Origin of the sequence: Acidovorax sp., from assembly GCF_034519795.1 — a bacterium.
Taxonomy (GTDB): domain Bacteria; phylum Pseudomonadota; class Gammaproteobacteria; order Burkholderiales; family Burkholderiaceae_C; genus Acidovorax.
Genome location: NZ_JAXHOB010000007.1, coordinates 88,385 through 104,759, shown reverse-complemented (window position 1 = coordinate 104,759; position 16,375 = coordinate 88,385). Strand labels below are relative to the sequence as shown.

Annotated in this window: 18 protein-coding genes; 2 read left to right on the top strand and 16 right to left on the bottom strand. The window is 67.2% G+C overall.

Annotated features, from left to right (window positions below):
• Nucleotide 1: 1 nt before the first annotated feature.
• The 13 genes from U5N23_RS06685 to U5N23_RS06625 all read right to left on the bottom strand — a co-directional run bounded on the left by U5N23_RS06685 (nt 2) and on the right by U5N23_RS06625 (nt 12,971).
• Nucleotides 2-925: a hypothetical protein gene (locus tag U5N23_RS06685; RefSeq protein WP_322592024.1), complete on the bottom strand. Its 924-nt coding sequence runs from the start codon at nt 923-925 to the stop codon at nt 2-4.
• Nucleotides 922-6,714 carry a phage tail length tape measure family protein gene (locus U5N23_RS06680; RefSeq protein WP_322592023.1) on the bottom strand — a complete coding sequence of 1,931 codons (5,793 nt, stop codon included), beginning with the start codon at nt 6,712-6,714 and terminating at the stop codon, nt 922-924. Before U5N23_RS06680 ends, U5N23_RS06685 begins: the two co-directional genes overlap by 4 nt.
• 14 nt (nt 6,715-6,728) lie before the next feature.
• Nucleotides 6,729-7,052 carry a DUF1799 domain-containing protein gene (locus U5N23_RS06675; protein ID WP_322592022.1) on the bottom strand — a complete coding sequence of 108 codons (324 nt, stop codon included), beginning with the start codon at nt 7,050-7,052 and terminating at the stop codon, nt 6,729-6,731.
• Between the two features lie 35 nt (nt 7,053-7,087).
• On the bottom strand, nt 7,088-7,540 hold the full coding sequence (locus U5N23_RS06670) for a hypothetical protein (protein WP_322592021.1): 453 nt from the start codon (nt 7,538-7,540) through the stop codon (nt 7,088-7,090).
• A 70-nt stretch (nt 7,541-7,610) separates the two neighbouring features.
• Nucleotides 7,611-8,540 carry a hypothetical protein gene (locus tag U5N23_RS06665; RefSeq protein WP_322592020.1) on the bottom strand — a complete coding sequence of 310 codons (930 nt, stop codon included), beginning with the start codon at nt 8,538-8,540 and terminating at the stop codon, nt 7,611-7,613.
• Complete coding sequence (locus tag U5N23_RS06660) at nt 8,533-8,784, bottom strand: hypothetical protein (RefSeq protein ID WP_322592019.1); 252 nt, start codon at nt 8,782-8,784, stop codon at nt 8,533-8,535. The genes U5N23_RS06665 and U5N23_RS06660 overlap by 8 nt, the downstream gene beginning before the upstream one ends.
• Nucleotides 8,781-9,197 (bottom strand): hypothetical protein, encoded by a 417-nt coding sequence (locus U5N23_RS06655; protein WP_322592018.1) that lies wholly within the window; start codon nt 9,195-9,197, stop codon nt 8,781-8,783. Before U5N23_RS06655 ends, U5N23_RS06660 begins: the two co-directional genes overlap by 4 nt.
• Nucleotides 9,198-9,206: 9 nt before the next feature.
• Nucleotides 9,207-9,746, bottom strand: a complete 540-nt coding sequence (locus U5N23_RS06650; RefSeq protein ID WP_322592017.1) for a DUF1320 domain-containing protein — start codon at nt 9,744-9,746, stop codon at nt 9,207-9,209.
• A gap of 10 nt (nt 9,747-9,756) precedes the next feature.
• A complete protein-coding gene (locus U5N23_RS06645; protein ID WP_322592016.1) occupies nt 9,757-9,930 on the bottom strand; it encodes a hypothetical protein in 174 nt (57 codons plus the stop codon).
• A gap of 124 nt (nt 9,931-10,054) precedes the next feature.
• Nucleotides 10,055-10,336, bottom strand: coding sequence for a hypothetical protein (locus U5N23_RS06640; protein WP_322592015.1), 282 nt, complete (start codon nt 10,334-10,336; stop codon nt 10,055-10,057).
• Nucleotides 10,337-10,389: 53 nt separating this feature from the next.
• Nucleotides 10,390-11,280, bottom strand: coding sequence for a Mu-like prophage major head subunit gpT family protein (locus tag U5N23_RS06635; RefSeq protein ID WP_322592014.1), 891 nt, complete (start codon nt 11,278-11,280; stop codon nt 10,390-10,392).
• A 37-nt stretch (nt 11,281-11,317) separates the two neighbouring features.
• The gene (locus tag U5N23_RS06630; RefSeq protein WP_322592013.1) at nt 11,318-11,728 is read right to left on the bottom strand and encodes a hypothetical protein; all 411 of its coding nucleotides are present in this window, start codon (nt 11,726-11,728) and stop codon (nt 11,318-11,320) included.
• A 40-nt stretch (nt 11,729-11,768) separates the two neighbouring features.
• Nucleotides 11,769-12,971 (bottom strand): phage protease, encoded by a 1,203-nt coding sequence (locus U5N23_RS06625; RefSeq protein WP_322592012.1) that lies wholly within the window; start codon nt 12,969-12,971, stop codon nt 11,769-11,771.
• A 95-nt stretch (nt 12,972-13,066) separates the two neighbouring features.
• Here U5N23_RS06625 and U5N23_RS06620 point away from each other — a divergent pair, with 95 nt between their 5' ends.
• Nucleotides 13,067-13,795, top strand: coding sequence for a DUF5677 domain-containing protein (locus U5N23_RS06620; protein ID WP_322592011.1), 729 nt, complete (start codon nt 13,067-13,069; stop codon nt 13,793-13,795).
• On the opposite strand, the gene U5N23_RS33090 is transcribed toward U5N23_RS06620, so the two are convergent.
• Nucleotides 13,752-13,853, bottom strand: a complete 102-nt coding sequence (locus tag U5N23_RS33090) for a hypothetical protein (protein WP_416208583.1) — start codon at nt 13,851-13,853, stop codon at nt 13,752-13,754. The two genes, U5N23_RS06620 and U5N23_RS33090, sit on opposite strands and share 44 nt — an antisense overlap.
• A 179-nt stretch (nt 13,854-14,032) precedes the next feature.
• Between U5N23_RS33090 and U5N23_RS06615 the strand changes: the two genes are divergently transcribed.
• Entirely contained in the window at nt 14,033-14,350 is a 318-nt protein-coding gene (locus U5N23_RS06615; RefSeq protein WP_322592010.1) for a hypothetical protein, read from the top strand.
• Between the two features lie 73 nt (nt 14,351-14,423).
• Here U5N23_RS06615 and U5N23_RS06610 read toward each other — a convergent pair whose 3' ends face one another.
• The gene (locus U5N23_RS06610; RefSeq protein WP_322592009.1) at nt 14,424-14,978 is read right to left on the bottom strand and encodes a phage virion morphogenesis protein; all 555 of its coding nucleotides are present in this window, start codon (nt 14,976-14,978) and stop codon (nt 14,424-14,426) included.
• 125 nt (nt 14,979-15,103) lie between these two features.
• A complete protein-coding gene (locus tag U5N23_RS06605) occupies nt 15,104-16,342 on the bottom strand; it encodes a PBECR2 nuclease fold domain-containing protein (protein ID WP_322592008.1) in 1,239 nt (412 codons plus the stop codon).
• Nucleotides 16,343-16,375: the final 33 nt, after the last annotated feature.

Genomic DNA, 16,375 nt, shown 5'->3' with positions numbered 1-16,375 from the left:
GTCACATTTCCTCGATTTCAAGGTCGGCAGCGGCGTACAGCTTGTTGCTGGGCCGGATGGGGAAGCGGCGGTAGATGCCGTACAACAGGAACGCCTCGGCATAGGGGCTGTTCGGGTAGCGGGTCCACCCGGCCCAGAGCGCAGGCACGGCGTTGAGCTGCTCGCGCAGCTTGAGCATGCGGGGCACGTTGCCCGCGTCGATCCGCACGCGCAGGTTGGCCTTGGGCACCGATCGGCGGGCGATCAGCGTCACGTCGGGCGTCAAGGTGCCGTCGAACTCGCGCTCGATGCGGCTGAAGTTGAGGGCGTCGTTCTCTGGCTCCCATTCGACCTCGCCAACCTGCACGCCCATGCCCACAGACAGCCGGCCGCACGAGGCCACGCCCGAGGCAGGCTCGATGGTCACGGTGATCTTGGCGTCCCGGAATGGCGGCAGGTCCCACAGCACCAGGCTGGGCCGCTGCTCGGGGTCGCCGGTGAAGTACTCGTACCAGTTCTGGGCGCTGTGCTGGATCAGGCTCTGCTCGCGCTCGGTGATCAGCGTGTCGCCCTGGTGCACCTGGATGGTGGCCCGGGAGCCCACCAGGTTGAGCAGGCCCAGACTGTCGGCGCGCTGGCCAGGCTGCAGCACCACCGTGAGGGGCCCGCCCGACACCGTGGTCTGCGTCGAGCGCAGATGGTCGAACATGGCCCATTTGTTGGTCGGGCGGATGGCCTTCCAGTTGTCCGCGTCCAACTCGGGGGCCGTGGCCGTGGTGCCGGCCGTGATGCGGCGGTACACCAGGCGGGTCTCCACCCGGTGGCACAGGTCGTCCTTGGCCCAGGCCGTGGCGGCGGCCCACACGGGCGATGGATCCTCCACGGCCACGCTGGTCGACAGCAGCATGGTGGGCGTGACGGTGAGGGATGGGAGGACGCGCATCATGACGTGGTCACCGAGAGCTTGAGTTCGCCGCGCGCAGCGGCCTCCATCACATCCCGCGTGCGCCGGGCGGCATCGCGGGTCTGCAGGGCGGCGTCCTTGAGGGAGCCGATGCCTTCGCCGAGCTGCTCGACGCTGCGGCCGAGGGTGGTGATGACCGAGGAGACGGCCGCCTCGCCCCCAGCACGCTCGCCCGAGCGCTGCAGGCGCGCGCTGATGGCTTGTGCCCCCGTCCACATGCCGGGGCTGGCGTCTGGGTTGTACTTCTTTGGAACGATGCGCTCGCCCTCATGGATCAGGGCCAGCATGTCGTGGGGCACGTAATTGGTGCCGACGTCGAACGAAGGCAGGCCGTTGGCTTTGGCCCAGTCATTGATGCTGGTGGCGCTGCTGCCCGTCCACTCGGCCAGCATGGCGGCGGTGATACCGTTGGCCTGGGCGATGTCGTACAGGTCCTTGGCCTGGCCGGCGTTGACCATGTCCACGGCCGCAGCGCCCAACGCCGACGCCTGGTAGGGCAAGCCCGTGCTGCCGGCGTAGAAGATGCCGCTGCTGCTGTCGTACTGGGCCCCATTGGGGCCGTCCAGCACCACGCGCGGGGCGTTGGGCTGGGGCGTGCCGCCTGGCGCGGTGGTGGCGCCGCCCGGGCGGTAGCTGCTGGCGGCGTTCGCCGAGGCGAGTGCGGCCAGGGCCGCCGCAAAGTTGGCCGTGGCCGCGTCGATGTTCTTCAGGGAGGCATCCATGCCCTTGGCCAGCTCCAGCTGCTCCTGGGCGGCCTTGAGCTGCTCGTCCAGCGCCTTGAGGGACTTCTCAGCGCCCTCCTGGATGGTGGTGATCTCCTCTTCGAGCAGCCGGGCCTGGTCCTGGGTCGCCTGCAGGTGCTGCTCGGCCACCGTCTTCTGCCGGGCCCCGAGCTGCTCCAGCTGGGCCAGCTGGTTGGCCTGGTCGAGTTGGGCGATCTCCCAGTCCACCGCAGAGGCGTAGCGCTGCTTGTTGTCGGAGGTGACCGATGCGATGGCCTGGTTGAGCTCTTCCGCATCGGGCAGCGCGCCGGTGGCCAGGGCTGCGGCGACGGAATCCTGCACAAAGCGGCGGGCCTGGGCCAGGTCCTGCAGGGTGGTGCTCTCGACCTGGCCGCGCAGGTTGCGCACGGCACGGGTCAGGGACTCGGTGATCTGGGCGACCGATGACAGGGCCTCCGTCGCTGCCTGCTCGGCCTGCTTTTGGGCCTCGGCCTCCTTTTGCAGGGATTTGATACGCGTGTTGGCGGCCGAGCTGATGGCCTCTTTCTGCGCTTCGATGGCCCGGCCCAGGTAGTTCAGGGCGGCGTCGGCCGCCGCGCTGGCGCTGTCCACAGCCGCCTGCTTGAGGTCGGCCAGGCTGCTGGCGGCGCGCATCACGGCCAGGCGGGTCTCATCGGAGGTGGTGCCCAGGGCGGATATCGCCATGGCGAACTCTGCGATCCCTTGCTTGGCGCCTGCGGCCAGTTGCTCCCCGGTCACGTTGATGCCGGCAGCGGCCAGGTCGGCGCTGATGGTGTCGTACTGCGCGGCCGTGCGCTGCTCTGGCGTGCGGTACTTGTCGAGCAGCGCGGGCATCTCATCCTGGATGGCCTTGCGCGTCTGGGCCGCCTGGACCTGGTCCCACAGCGAGCGGTTGCTGGCGTCGATGGCGTTGCGCTCTTTTTCCAGCAGCTCGATGCGGGTCATGGTCAGCTCGTCGAGCTGGTCCTGCAGGGACTTGCGCTGGTCGGCAATGCGCTTGGCCTCTGCCTCGGCCTCGCGTTGGCCGTCCGAGACCGTCGAGGTCGTGGCGGCCGGGGTGGGCGCAGAATTGAACAGGGGGATCAGCCCGTTCACAAGGTCCATCGCATCGGCGTACAGCGCCGGGTTGTCCTTCAGCGAGTTGACCGCGTCCTTTACCGCCTCTTTGTTGCCCGTGGCGGCGAGTTGCAGGATGCCCTCTGCTGTAACCCCTTTGAGGCCCAAGCGCTCAGCTTCACGCTCGCCGCGCCGGGCCAGTTCCTGGCGCTGCTCTTCGTCGGTGTAGAAGTTCTGGAAAAACGTGTTGGTGCTGTTGGTGAGGCGCTCAAGCCCCCCGAATTGCTCAATGAAGTTGTCGGCGAACGCGGCCACCGCCAAGCTGCCTTGATGGATCCCGAAGCCAAGTGCGCTGCTGGCGTTGTTGAGCGCACCGAAGCTGGTGGACAGGCGCTCCAAGGTCTGGATCGCAGTCTCGCCGGCCTTGGCGTAGACGCTTGCCTGGTACTCCATCCGCTTGGTGACCGTGGTCTCGGTGGTGTAGACCGGGTTCTGCGGGTCGGTGGTGTCCACCCGCGTATCGATGACGGTGTCTGTGACCTCTTTGACCGTCCCGATCAACATCTCCGCCATGTCCGTGCCGGCTTTGCCAAACGTTTCGGCAATCTTCGCCTGGACTTCCTCGGGCTTGAGGCCCATGAGGTTCAGATCCTGCGCACCCAGCTCGTAGACCCAATCCTTGATCGCGTCAGTACCCAGCCCCAGCGAATCCGCCATCTGCACTACGTTCGCGCGGTAGGCCTTGTATCCCTTCTGGATCTCGCGATCAAACACCTCCGTTTGCGTGGCGAGGCCCTTGGTGGACTCCTCCAAGCTCGTGACAGTGGCCTGCAGAGACACGGCGTAGTTGGTTTCACCACGCCCTTCGTCGCGCTCGACTTGCAGACGGCGCTTTTGCTCCGCCAACACCTCCAACGGGTTCCCGGTCGAAAACTCCGGCCCGCTGACCAACGTGCCGCCCTCTCTCCATTCCTCCCACGGCGTGAGCTTGTCCTTGCCGCCCAGCTTGCCCGCCAGGCCCGAGCCGATCATCGTCTCGGAGCGCATGCCGCCCACTGCGTTAATTACCGCCAGGGCGATAAGCGCTGCGATGCCGCCTGCCGCCCAAGAGCCACCGGCAGCACCTGCGCCGGCACCCCCACCAAGCGTGCTGCCGGCCGACGACGTGGCCAGCCCCGATACCGTGCCGTTTGTGGCGATGCCGGCCAACGGGTGCGACAGGTACGCAGCAGCGGCACTGTTGCCGATGCCCATGTACGCACTGGCTGCACCATAGGCGTTGTAGAGCATGCCAGTGCCCTGGGAAAACTGGTAGGCGTTGGACCCGAGGCTGACAAGGTTGCTCAGCCCGCCACCACCAGCGCCACCGCCGACCCCACCACCACCGCCGCCCGCTCCCATCACGGTCGCCATCAGGCCACCCAAGCCGCTCATGACGGGCTGTAGCACGATCTCGAACGCCCGGCGCTTGAGGGTGTCGGTGATGTAGCGCTCCAGGCTTTCACCGCCCTGCATAGCGGCGTTCACCAGGCCCTGGGTGTAGTGGTCGGCCGCGCGGTCCAGCTCCTTCTTGGCCTCATCGCCGGCCTTTCGCGCAGCGTCCTTGGTTTCCCTGCTGCCGATCTGCGCGGCCAGGCGGCGGCGGGCTTCGATTTCCTGTGTGGCCTGGTTCCAGCCATCGCTGCCTTCGTAGAACTTGGTGTTGCGCTGCTCTTCGAGGCGGGCGATGGTCACCAGCTCGATGGCCTCGGCGAGGCTGATGTTCTTGGCGGCGGCCAGGTCGGCGGCCTTCTCCTCATCGGCGAGCGAGATGATCCGCTCCTCAATGCTCGCCAGGTTCTCGCGCTGGGCGGCCTGCTGCTCTGCCATCCATTGCTCGATGCCGGCCGATTCCTTCTGGCGCAGCTCGATGCGCTGGGCGGCCATGCGCGCCTCCAGCTCCAGCACCTGGTCCTCGTAGGTGGACTGGATCGTCAGCTCCTGGCCCACCAGCGTGGCCAGCTCCTTGCCATACTGCGCCCGGGCGCGGGCCTTCTCGGCCGCCGAGCCCTTGGACGACTCCACCGCCTCCAGCTCCAGCTCCACAATGGCCTGCTGGTCGGCGTTGGCCTGCAGGGCCAGGTCGCGCTTTTGCACGTAGTAGGCCGCTTCGCTGACCAGGCCGGCCTTGTGCTGGGCTTCCAGCTGAGCGATGGCGCGCGCTGAGATGCCGGTAGCCTCGGCCTGCAGCTGCTCCAGCTCGCCGATCTCGCGGGCCAGGGCTGCGCTGGCGGTGCCGGCACCGGCGCCCTTGTCGGCGGTGCGGGCCTTGTAGGCGTCGATCTGCTTTTGGATATCCAGCTCTTTGAGGCCGGCTTGCACGCCTGCATTGCGAATCCGAATGACCTCGGCTTCCTGCTGCTGCTCCTTGGTGCGATTGGAGGCAACGATCTTGTCCCAGTCAGCGCGGGCCTCCATCTGTCGGTTGGTCTCGGCCTTGGCCTCGGCGCCCCGCTTTTCCAGCCGCGCAGATTCCTGCAGGGCGGCCTGCTCTGCGACAAGAACCTCCAACTGCTTTTCTCTGGCCTTGTTGCCCGCAGAACCGCCACCTGTGGCAGCGCCCCCGGCATTGGTTTCAAAGCCTCCCGATGCCTGGACCTTGCGGATCGCCGCAATCTTGGCGCCCACTTCGTCCAGCTTCTGCTGGGTGGTCTCGGCCCGGCCCACGTTGAGGATGGCGTCCCAACCCTTCTTGGCGGCGCCGGTAACGGCCAGCCACCCGCGCTCGATGCTGCCCAGGTTGGCGACCAGCTCGTTCTTGCGCGACTCCATGGCGCTGGCGAAGGTCTTCTGGGCCAGCGCAGCGGCATCTTCCTTGCGCCCTTGTTCGTCCAGGGCCTTGATCTGCGCATAGACCGACTCGGTGAGGTAGCGGTACTGCTCATTGAGCTTGAGGCTGGCCTGCAGGGGCGCCTTGCCCAGCTCTTCCAGGGCGCCGACCGTGTTCTTAATGGGCACGCCCGCATACTTCTCCAGGCCGAGCGCGACCTCGGTGAAGTACTGTAGGTTGTCGCCCGAGACGCGGCCCATGGAAACCATCTCGGCGAGCGCGCCGGCAGCGGCCGACTGGGTGCCTGTGGTCGTGGCGATGGCCCTGGCCATGTCGGCCATCTGGCCCACCGTGGTGCCGGCTGCGTTGCCCGACATGACAATGGCCTGGCGGTAGTTGTCCGCCTCCTTGGATCCCTGGTAGTAGCCGGCGGCCAGGGTGGCTGCGCCGGCTGCGGCCAGGGTGTAGGGGTTGACCATGCCCATCAGCGAGGCGCTCAAGGCCCGCGCTGCCGGCACGATGCCGCCGAACATGTCCTTGAGCTGGCCACCCTGCTGCAGGGCCACGGTCATCGGGTTCATGCCGGCCTGCAGGCTGACGACGATGTCGGTGATCTGCGCGGGCACGTTGCGCAGTGCGGCCGCCGTCTGGGCGGCCGATACGCCCGCGCTGCGCGACGCCTGCTCGGCCCGGCGCATGGCGTCGCGCATGCGATCCGTCGCGGCCACGGTGGTGTCGCCCGCCCGGGTGGCCTGGGTGCCGGTGGTCTGCAGCGTGGTGCCGAGGCCCTGGGCGGCAGTGGTGGCGCCGGTCAGGCTGGCCTGCGTCACCCCGGCCTGGCGCGATACGCCGGCCAGGCTCCCCTGGGCCGAGGTGAACTGGGCTGCGACCCCCTGCAACTGGCGCGGAATGGCACTGACGGCCGCGCCTGCCGTGGTGGCCGCCTGGCTGGCCTGGTCGAGCGCTGCGGCCGCAGCGGTGGCATTGGTGGACGCGGCGCCCACCGCCTGCAGCTCGCTGGTGACCTTGCCCAGGCTGGTCGACGCGGTCGACGAGCTGCTCGCGACCTGGGCGCTGAATGCCTGGTGCTCGGCGCCGGTGGCCTTGAGATCGGCCACGTACTGGCCGTTTTCCAGCCGCAGAACAACCTTGACTTCTGACATGCCGCCCTATTGTTTCATCGTTCGTTGAGGATCTCTGCCGCTTCGTCTTCGAGCACCATGAGCTGGGAGCGCACGCGCTTCCAGTCCTTGCGGGGCACGCCCAGGATGCGAAAGCTGGACTCCACGGCCGTGGCCTCTAGGCCCTGGAAGTACACGCCGCCCATGCCGGCGATCACGCGCCACTGGCGGCCGCAATCGAGAAACACCTCCCAGGCCTGCTGGTGCTCGGGCCATAGCTCGAAGTCACCGCTCTCGTTCTCGCCGCTGGTGGCGCTGGCGCCGGCCGCCAGGCGGGCACCTTCGGTGTCCACCCCCAGCAGCGCGAAATCGGCCTCCATCTCTTCGCTGCTGGCCTGGCGCCTGCCGCCGGCCGTCAGGTGGTGGCGGGCGGCGCCTCGGAGTTTTTTTCCGCGTCCTTGAGCACCTGCGACGGGTTGCGGGCTTCGAGGTAGGCGCGGCAGAAGGAGGCGTCGAGGCCCCGGGTATCAGCGCACGCCTGGTCGCGGGCGGCCGGGGTATAGGGCACGGGCTTTTTCTCGGCGTCGGTGAAGCCTTCCCAGTCCACCATCACCAGCGCGACGATTTCCTTGTCGGTGATCGCGGCCTCGAACTTGGGCACGGGCTCGCGCTTGAGGATGGCCTGAAAGTGGGCCTGCTGGCGTTCCTGGTTCAGCGCGATCTTGTCGTCCAGGTCCTTCTGCTCTGCCTCGCTCAGGTGCCGAAAGCGCGCCTTGTACTTGAAGACGAATGGCTTGTCTGGCTGGTCAGGGATCACCAGGTGGCCGGGGGCCCAGAAGGCGGGATGCGGGTTGATGACGACGGACATGAAAAGCGTGCTCCTTTTGAAACGGGTTTGCAGGGGATGAAAGAACAAGGCGGCCGGGGCCGCCTGGTGGTCAGACGGTGATGACGAGTTCGTCGTTGCCGGCGTCGCTGGGGATGAACCGCAGCGGCAGCGTGACCATCTGGATGCCATCGGCCTCGCCGAAAGTGGGCTTGCCGATCTGGGCCAGTGGCGCCTCGACCTTGACGGTGTTGGTGGCGGCCAGGCCGTGCACCAGCTCGAAGGGCACGGTCTGGTTGACCATGCCGATCCAGTCCTTGGTGCTGGACAGGGTGTCGCGGATGGTGATGGAGCCCATAGACTTGCGGTCGGTGACCTCGGTCTCATCCACCTCCGTCAGGTCTTGCTTGACCACCACGTTGCCCAGGTCGACCGAGAAGGCGTTGCAAGCCCAATAGGAACCGTCGAGCTTGACGCGGGTGTTGGCCTTGTTCACGCCCAGCGGGAGCTGGAACTCGGTGGTCGTCGTGGCTGGCATGGCGCCCACGGTCTCCACCGGCACGAAGGCGCCGGTGAACTCGAAGTTCATCCAGGGCAGCTGCTTGGCCGCGCCTTCGATCTTGCAGGTGCCTGCTGCGCCAGGCATCTTGTAGACGTTGCGGTCGATCACCGCATAGATGGACATGCTCTCGATGGCGTCGTCAACGGGCTCGAACACGGTGTCGGTGCCCACGGTGTTGGTCACGCTCATGGCACAGCCGCGCAGCAGCTTGGAGTAGCCCGGGATCTCGCCGGCCGTGCCCACGCCGGCAAAGCCCACGCGGAAGGCCATCTTGCGGTACTGGGTGACCAGCACGGACTCGGTGGACCCGAAGTGCGCGCGCACGATGTCGTAGTCCACCTCTTCGCCCTCGATGGGCGTGATGGTGACGTTGCTGACTTCGAGGGCGTCGGCCGCCACCGGCACGACGAAGGTGCCCTTGACGGTCTCGATGGCGGCCAGGATGGCCATCTTGCGCAGGCGGATGACTGGATCAGGCATTGCTGGTTTCTCCTTCGGTGGTGGTGCCGGCGTCCGTCACGGGGACGCGCACGCCGTTGACGCGGGTGTAGGCGCCGCCGCGACCGTGGTGCTGGTCGGGCGCTTTGGTGGCCTGGCTGGCCGGCGTGGGCTGAACCACGGCTCCGGCGCTATCGGCAGGGGCGGCAGCTGCGGTGCTGGTCTGCGCCCCGTCCGGGTTGGTGGTGGTGGCCGCAGAGGTTTGCTTGCCATTGGTTTTGCTCACGGGGTGCTCCTGTAGTAGCTCTTCACAAAAAACTCATCGGCCCACCACAGCTGGCCGGGCTTGAGGTCGACCAGCTCGCCGCCCAGGAACAGCACGGGCTCGCCCAGCTCCTCCTCGGGCTCCCAGCCCACCAGGGCTGCGCGCGTTTGGCGGCGGCACTCGACCAGGCCGGGCACGCCGGGCGCGGGCTTGGGCTGCACGACCTGGATCACTGCGAAGACCTGGAGCAGCTCTTGGTCGACGTCGCCCGTGTGGCGCATCTCGGCGCCGCGCTCGGACATGGCCACGACGAAGGCGGCCGGTGTGGTGCCCCGGAACTCCTGCATCGCCTGCTCCAGGCCCGCAGCCGAGTCGAGCAGCCGGAACGCGGTGCTCTCGGCCTTGAGGCGGTCGAGGAAGGGCTGGACGTCCATGGCGGGCGATCAGCGGAAAGCGCGCAGCTCGCTGCGGCCGAAGACATTGGGGGCGCCGTCAAAGCGCACGTCGGTGCTGCTGCCAGCGCCGGCACTGGTGGACGGGTCCTCTGCGCCCAGCTTGAGCTTGCCTTGGGCGACCTGGCCGAGCAGGCGCAGCGCGTCGCGATAGTCGCGGGCCACCGGGTCCTGGGACTCGGTGGAGATGCGGTTGCCGTTGAGCAGGTAGCGGCTGATCGCGCGGGCCCAGGCCGTGAGCATGGTCTTGCCGGCGCTGCCCGACGACAGGTCCAGTGGCAGCGCATAGCCGCCCTGTGCCAGGTGGCCGTCGATCAGGGCGCCGGCCTCGGCCACGGCGTCCTGGATGCGGGCCAGCGCGGCATCAGCCCCCGTGACCTGGTCGGGCGTCCACGCGCTGCGGTCGGTGCCGCGCAGCGTGGCGTCCATGAGCGCGACTTCGACCAGGGGCTGACCGTCGCTGCTGGCGACCTGCGAAAGCTCCTGGGCGCCGGGGCGCTCGGCCAGTTCGAGGGGGGTGATGTAGGGCATGGCGGCAGGTTCAGGCGGTACGAGCGGGGGCAGCGGCGCGCAGGCGTTGGGCCAGGCGGGCCATGCCGGCCTGGCTGACCACCAGGTCTGGGACCGGGCGGCCTTGCGGCGGGGCCTGGACGCGCTGAGCGGCCGATGGATCACGCCAGCGCTGCTGGCCGAACGCGAGGAGCTTCTTTTTCATGGCGGGATCCAGAGGTGGGTTGATCGAAGCGCCGGGGCTTTCCTGCAGTGGTCCCGTTATCCAGCCCCGGCTTGGAAGAGGTTGGCGGGTCGGGCGGTTGCCCTTCTTCGTCGCTGGTGGGAGTTCAGTCCTGCGCCTGGCCGGCGCCGTCTTCCGGCAGGTCGACCAGGTGGGTGACCAGGGCGGGCTCGGTGGTGAGGGCCTCATACTGGTCGTCGGTGAGGTCGTCCAGCGGGATCACGCTGCCGGCCGGGTCGTCGAAGGCGTAGCCGGCGCGCCGGAAGCCCGGGCGCTTGGGCACCACCTTGAGGCCCTGGGCCTTGTCGGCCGTGGGTTTGGTGACAGGGGCAGCAGTTGGCGCCTTGGCGGCCTGGCCGCGCTTGGTGGTGGTCTTGGTGGTTGCCATGGGTGATGGGCTCCGTTGGGTGGTGATGGGGCGACAGGCCTGGCCGGGTCAGGTCAGATCAGCCAGGGGCAGACGACGACCTTGGACAGGTTGCGCATGACGTTGGTGGCGCCGTTGGCCAGGCGCTCGGCCTGCACGACTTCCAGCGCCTCCTGCTCCAGGCTGGGCGGCACCCACAGCTCGGTGCTGCGGATCGCCAGCGGCTTGCCGTTGTCGCCCACCAGGCTCTGGTGCGCGGCGCGGGCGTCGGCGTAGGAGGTGGTGCTCAGCGTTTCCTTGCTGCCGTAGCCCAGTTGCCACAGGCCCAGGCCCACGTTGCCCCGGCCATCGGCACCCCAGACGAACTCGTTTTGCTTGAAGACGTTCTCGTCGCTCAGATTGGTCTTGGACTGGAAGGCGTAGTCGCGGCGCTTCTGGTAGATCAGCGGCTTGAGCACCTTGGACGTGTCGAACAGGTACCAGGCCGTGCCGCTGCCGCCCTGGAAGTTGCTCACGCTGACCTGCTTGCCGGGCGGGCCCACGGGGTGGTCGGTGTCGAAGAAGTACTGGCCGTCGTAGCAAGGCGTGGTGAAGCCGGCCTTGAGGAGGGTGAACACCAGCTCATCGGGGTGCTCGGCGGCGTCTTGGCCCAGCTGCTGGATGACGGGCTTGTAGATGCCGTATTGGTCGTCTTCGATCTCGTCGCGGCTGACGGTGACGGTGTTTTCCCAGGTCTTGTTCTTGACCGCGTAGTCGTGCTGGGCCAGGTTCTGGTACTGGCGCTCACCGATCCACTCGCGGAACTTGGTGAACTTGCCCAACCAGGCGTACTTCTGCTCGGCCGTGGCGCTGGGCACCAGGGTGGCGATCTGGCCCCACATGGGCTGGGCGCCGCCCAGGCCGAGCTGGAAGGCCGCGCTGAACGACTGGTTCAGGATGGAAAGGTTGGCTGCATTGAGGATCATTGCGTGCTCTCGGAAGTTGGGGGGGGCTGCGGGCGGGTCAGGCGAAATTGACCCAGACGCCGTCGGCGTCCACGTCGGCCACCTTGCCGGCCACGCTGCGCGTGTTGCTGCCGTTGGTCTTGGCGACGGTCTGGTCGTCGACGATGAAGCAGTCGGCGCCCACGTCGGCCAGGGTGATGGCGTCACCCGAGGCGCTGTTGGCGAACTGGTGCCAGCCCTTGCGCAGAGGCACGCGGATGGCGCCAGCGGCGCCGCCCGTGTTGTCTGCCCGGGCCTCGGCCACGCCGGCCGCCTTGAGGGTGGTGGAGGTGGCCCCGGGCACGGCGTAGCCCGCCGCGTTGATGGCCACGAGGGCCCCGGCGTAGATCAGCGTGGCGGCCGCGACGGGCGGCTCCATCTGCTTGCCGTCGCGGCGCAGGGTGTTGCGGTCTTTGGCGAGTGCTGCCATGGGTGGTGCTCCTGGGAAGTGAGGGACTGGGCCGGCCTGGTCAGGCGGCGGCTGCGACGGCGGTAGCGCCGGCCTTGTACTGCTCGGGCGTCAGGCCCATGGCAGAGCACACGGCCAGCTCGGGGGCGCTCAGCTGGGCGTCGCCCTTGGCGAGGCCACCAGGTGGCAGGCCGCCCGTCTGGGTGCCCTGCAGCGCCGCGATGGGCTGGGCTGCGGCCAGGTAGGAGCTGAGCTGGGCGACGTTGGTCTTGCCCAGATCGCGGGCCCAGGTCTCCATGGCGGGCAGCAGGCGGCCGTCCTGCAGCGCCTTGCCGACCAGGCTGTCGACGTCGGCCTGCTGCTGGCGGGCGGTGAGCGCGGTGATGTTGGTGCGCAGCTCGTCCACCACGGCGATGGGCACGTACTTGGCAGGGTCGGGAGCGCCTGCGCTGGCGGTGCGCAGGCTGGTGCATGCGGCCGTGACGGCGTCGGCCGTGGCGTCGGCGGGCAGTGCGAGCGCTGTGCAGGCGGCCGTGGCGCGGCCCTGCAGGGCCGACAGAGGCCCGAGGGCTGTGAGCGCCGCAGTGGCGGCTTCCTCGGTGGTGGTCTCGGGCAGGCCGAGGGAGGCCAGCAAGGCCTTGAGCAATGGATTCACGGATGGCTCCTGTTGGGGCGGGACGATGAATGCGGCCGTGGCGGCCGCGAGGAGGGAAAGCGGCTCCATGCCGTGGATGGCCGGGGCGTTGGTGAGCGCGCCCATGTGCAGGGCCAGCACCTGGCCGGTGGCCTTGGAGTACTCGAAGACGGGCGAGAAGTAGAGGTACTCGCCGTTGGCGATGTAGTCCTGGGCGCGCTGGGTCAGCTCGGCGACCGCGTACAGGCCCTTGCCGTCGATCCAGCGCAGCTCACGGAACCAGCCGGCAGCGGGCGCGGGCTGGCCGTTGGTGGCCTTGTTGAGGGTCTGGTGCTCGTAGTCCAGCACCAGGGGCTGGTTGGCGGTCGCTGCGGCAAAGCGCTGGATGACGGCCTGGGCGCTGGCGGCGTCGATGTTCCACGGGGGGGAATCCATCTCGCGGCCGTCGCTGGGCGCGAAGCTGCCGGCCGGGGTGACCTGCAGGAGGATCTGGCCGCCCTGCAGGCGGGTCTTGGCGGGCACCTGGTAGGTGCAGGCCTGGATGGCCACGGCCGTGGCCGCAGCGAGGGCCGAGCACACGGCGATGCCGGTGCGGCCGAGGCGGTTTCGGGAGGTGGTGCGCTGATGCATGCCGCAATGGTCTGCGGCGGCGCGCACGGCGTCTTGTTCCCGCGTCCACTATGTTGATGTGAGCCTCACAATGGCGAACCAATTGGAGACACCTTGTGAACCAACCATCCATTCAACAGACAGCGCGAACCCTTGATCCTCAACACGAGGCAACAATCAGGCAAGCGAGGAAGGCTATGGAGTCCGCTCTCTCAGTCTCGGAGGCGGACCCCCCTGAGCATTTAAAGAATGACAAAGGTTGGATGGCGGGGCATGCGTTATGGCTGCGCACCATCTCAAGTTGCCAAGCGACGTTGTTTCTTATCGAGCAAGGGAATGCTGGTCCAGCATGGTCAACGCTTCGCAATGCATACGAGTGTCTTTTCTATGCTTGCGCACTTTGGAAGGATCCGAGCAAGTTCGCAAAACTGGAAGACAACAGCCGAATTCAAATGGCAAAGCAGGCGAACGGACTCTTGAAGCCAGGTGTTTACGATGCCATGGATGCTGAGACAAGGACGATCCTTGAGGCCCGCTCTACAGGGGGATGGCGCGATGGCGTTCGACTTGAAGAATGGTCCATATTCAGCGCTGCTGAGGATGCTGGCATGGAGTACGAGTATCAAATGGTCTTCCGAGGCAGCAGCTTGGTGGGTGCGCATGCCACCGAGCGAAGCACAGACGCGCATTTTGTTGAGGTGTCTGAAGGGGTTCATTCCTTCTACTCGGGACCCCGGTTCGACAATGCTGAATTCCAAATTGGATGGGTGTCTGAGGCCATAGTGCTCGGGTTGCAAGCATTCAAGGCGCTCCACCAGCTCGACCAACCACACAGTCCAGAATGATCTCCCGAAGCTCCTGATCATCAGCCTCGATGATGCCCAGGTACGGCCGCGCAGGCATCACGACCTGATGCTTGCCGATGCTGACCTGGCGCTCGGTGGCTCCCTTTTGCCTGCGACTGGCGAAGAGTGTGCGGCCGGCCTGCGTTGAATGTCCAAATTTTTGTGGACAACCAAATTCGTCTAATCAGAATTTGGCGCGGGCAATCCGCCCATTCACTCAAACCTGTAGGGGTAAATATGACGAACGTAGTTCCATTCTCCGAGGCAGATTTCGACGCAAATGCACCTCGTATCAACTTCACGGCCGAGAACACCTCCGTGAAGATTTCTGCCGGGCTTGCCAACTTCCTCAATCAGACCGGTACCACGGTTTCTGTGACCGTCTGGTATCAGAACGGGAGTGCGGGGCAGTCGAACGCCGTGCTCCCCCCCGGCGGAAGCTGGTCAATCCATGTCCAGGCAGGCGACACCTACTCCTGGGTCCGGGGAGGCAATGGCGTACCGGTAAATACACCTCGCAGCTGGATCAACTATGGCAACAATTACCTGAGGTAACTCGCTCCCCGCATACTTCAATCCCACCATAGGATTGACGATAGCGCTCACCGCTGCATATGGGCGGCCAATGCTAGTTTCGCGCGATGACCCAATGCAGGATGATCTCGCGGATCTCCTTGTAGTCCGCCTCGCTGATGCCTAGGTAAGGCCGCGCCGGCATCACCACTTGGTGCTTGCCGATGCTGACCTGGCGCTCTGTGGCGCGCTTGTGCTTGCGGCTGGCAAACAGCGTGCGGCCGGCGACGCTGCGATATCGCACGGTGGCCTGGCGCGCCGGCATGTCGATGGTGCCCCCGAGCTGGTGGATGGCTGCATAGGCCAGGTTGGCGCCCACCTCGACCGAGGTATCGCCGGTGACCTGGTGGCGGATGCCGCTGCGCAGGTAGCCGCGCAGGGTAAGGATCTTGTCGGGGTTGTACTTTTTGCGCTTGGCGTAACGCGCTTTCAAGGGTTGCCACGGCGTGCCGTCGGGGGCGGTCTGGGTCGTGAAGCGGTCTTGCGTGGACGCCTGCAGGTACTCGCCGATGCGGTTCATGATGTCGCTGCCGGGCGGCTGCGCCTGGCGCTCCAGCATCTCCAGCGCCTCGCGGTCGTCGACCCTGAATTCCATCCGGGTTCCAGCCATGGCTGCTTTCTCCTAAAATCGCCCGTACATCAGGCAAGAAGGCCGCGCCAGGCCCACCGACCCTTGCTGCGATGGATGCCAGCCCGTGGCGCCGGGCTGGCATCGCTGTTTCTGGCGCCTGGCGCTCACTCCACCACTCGCTGGTACAGCAGCACGCCGATGCGCCACTCGTCCTCGGACTGGGTCTCGCCCTGGAAGGTGGTGATGCCGCTCCACCCGTCGGCGCCCAGCTCGAACACGGCCAGGGCCGGCGTCTCCTGCCCCTCGACCAGGTAGCGCGCCACATAGCGCCGTCGCACGACGGCCTTGGCCTGGCTGTGCTGCCACTCCAGCCGGGCCCAGATCTCGTCGGGGTCGACCAGTGCCCGGGCGAGCAGGCGCATGTACTGCTCGCGCCCGCGCTTGGCCACCTTGAGATTGCCCTTGGCGTTGGTGAACAGCTCCTCGCCCACCACCAGGCGCTCGCCGATGGCGTCACGCACGATGGCCGGAGCGCCTGGTTGCACGCCCAGGGAATGCAGGTAGGCATCGACATACTCACGCTCGGTCAGGCCTTTGGGCAGCAGCTCGGTCGCCGGCAGCGGCCGGGGCGGTGGCAGCGGATCGAGCGGGCGGCGGTTGGGCAGGCCGGGGCCGCCTGCGCTGCCTGGCAGTGGTGGGTCTGGCCGTTCGGGCGGGATGGCGCTGCGCAGGCGGGCGCTGCCTGGGGAGTACTCAAACCCCGGGTCGATGCCTTCAGGCACGCGCACGGTGCGCGGGCCAATGGCGCTGCGCTGGCCGATGACGCGCTCGACCAGGTTGACCGCTGGGGCCTGGTCGGGCCCGGACTTGCCCAGGCGCTGCAGGTCGCGTGGCCACAGCCCCCGCACCTTGCAGTGGCACCCCCAGCCGTTGGGCGGGAAGTGGGTTTGCCAGAAGGGGTTGCCCTGCTCCAGCACCAGGCCGTCCCAGCTCTGGTGCTCGGGCCGGGGGTTCTGCACCCAGTCCTGGTGGTCGTACTGCCAGAACGGCGCCGCCTGCAGCTGCTGCCAGCGCCCGGCCGCGTAGCTGGTGGCGAGGTTGGTGTCGTAGATGACGCGGCTGCGCCAGTTGCGCCCGCCGTTGTAGTCCCACCCATGCTTGGCGACGATGGTGTCGAAGTCTTTGCGGAAGTCTTCGAGCGTGGCGCCGCCGTCGATGGCCTTGGCGACGGCCGCGCGGAAGTCGGACACGATGGCGTCGCGGTTGGCCCCGGCGATCACGAATGCCCAGTCGTGCTCGCGGGTGTAGATGTCGGTCCAGCCGTCGGTCGGCAGGTTGACCTTGCGCCGGAAAAACTCCGACTGCTCGGCGAAAGGCAGAGAACCGTAGGCAGCTTGGGACATGGAAAGGGCCGACGAGGCGTTTATAAACGGCGT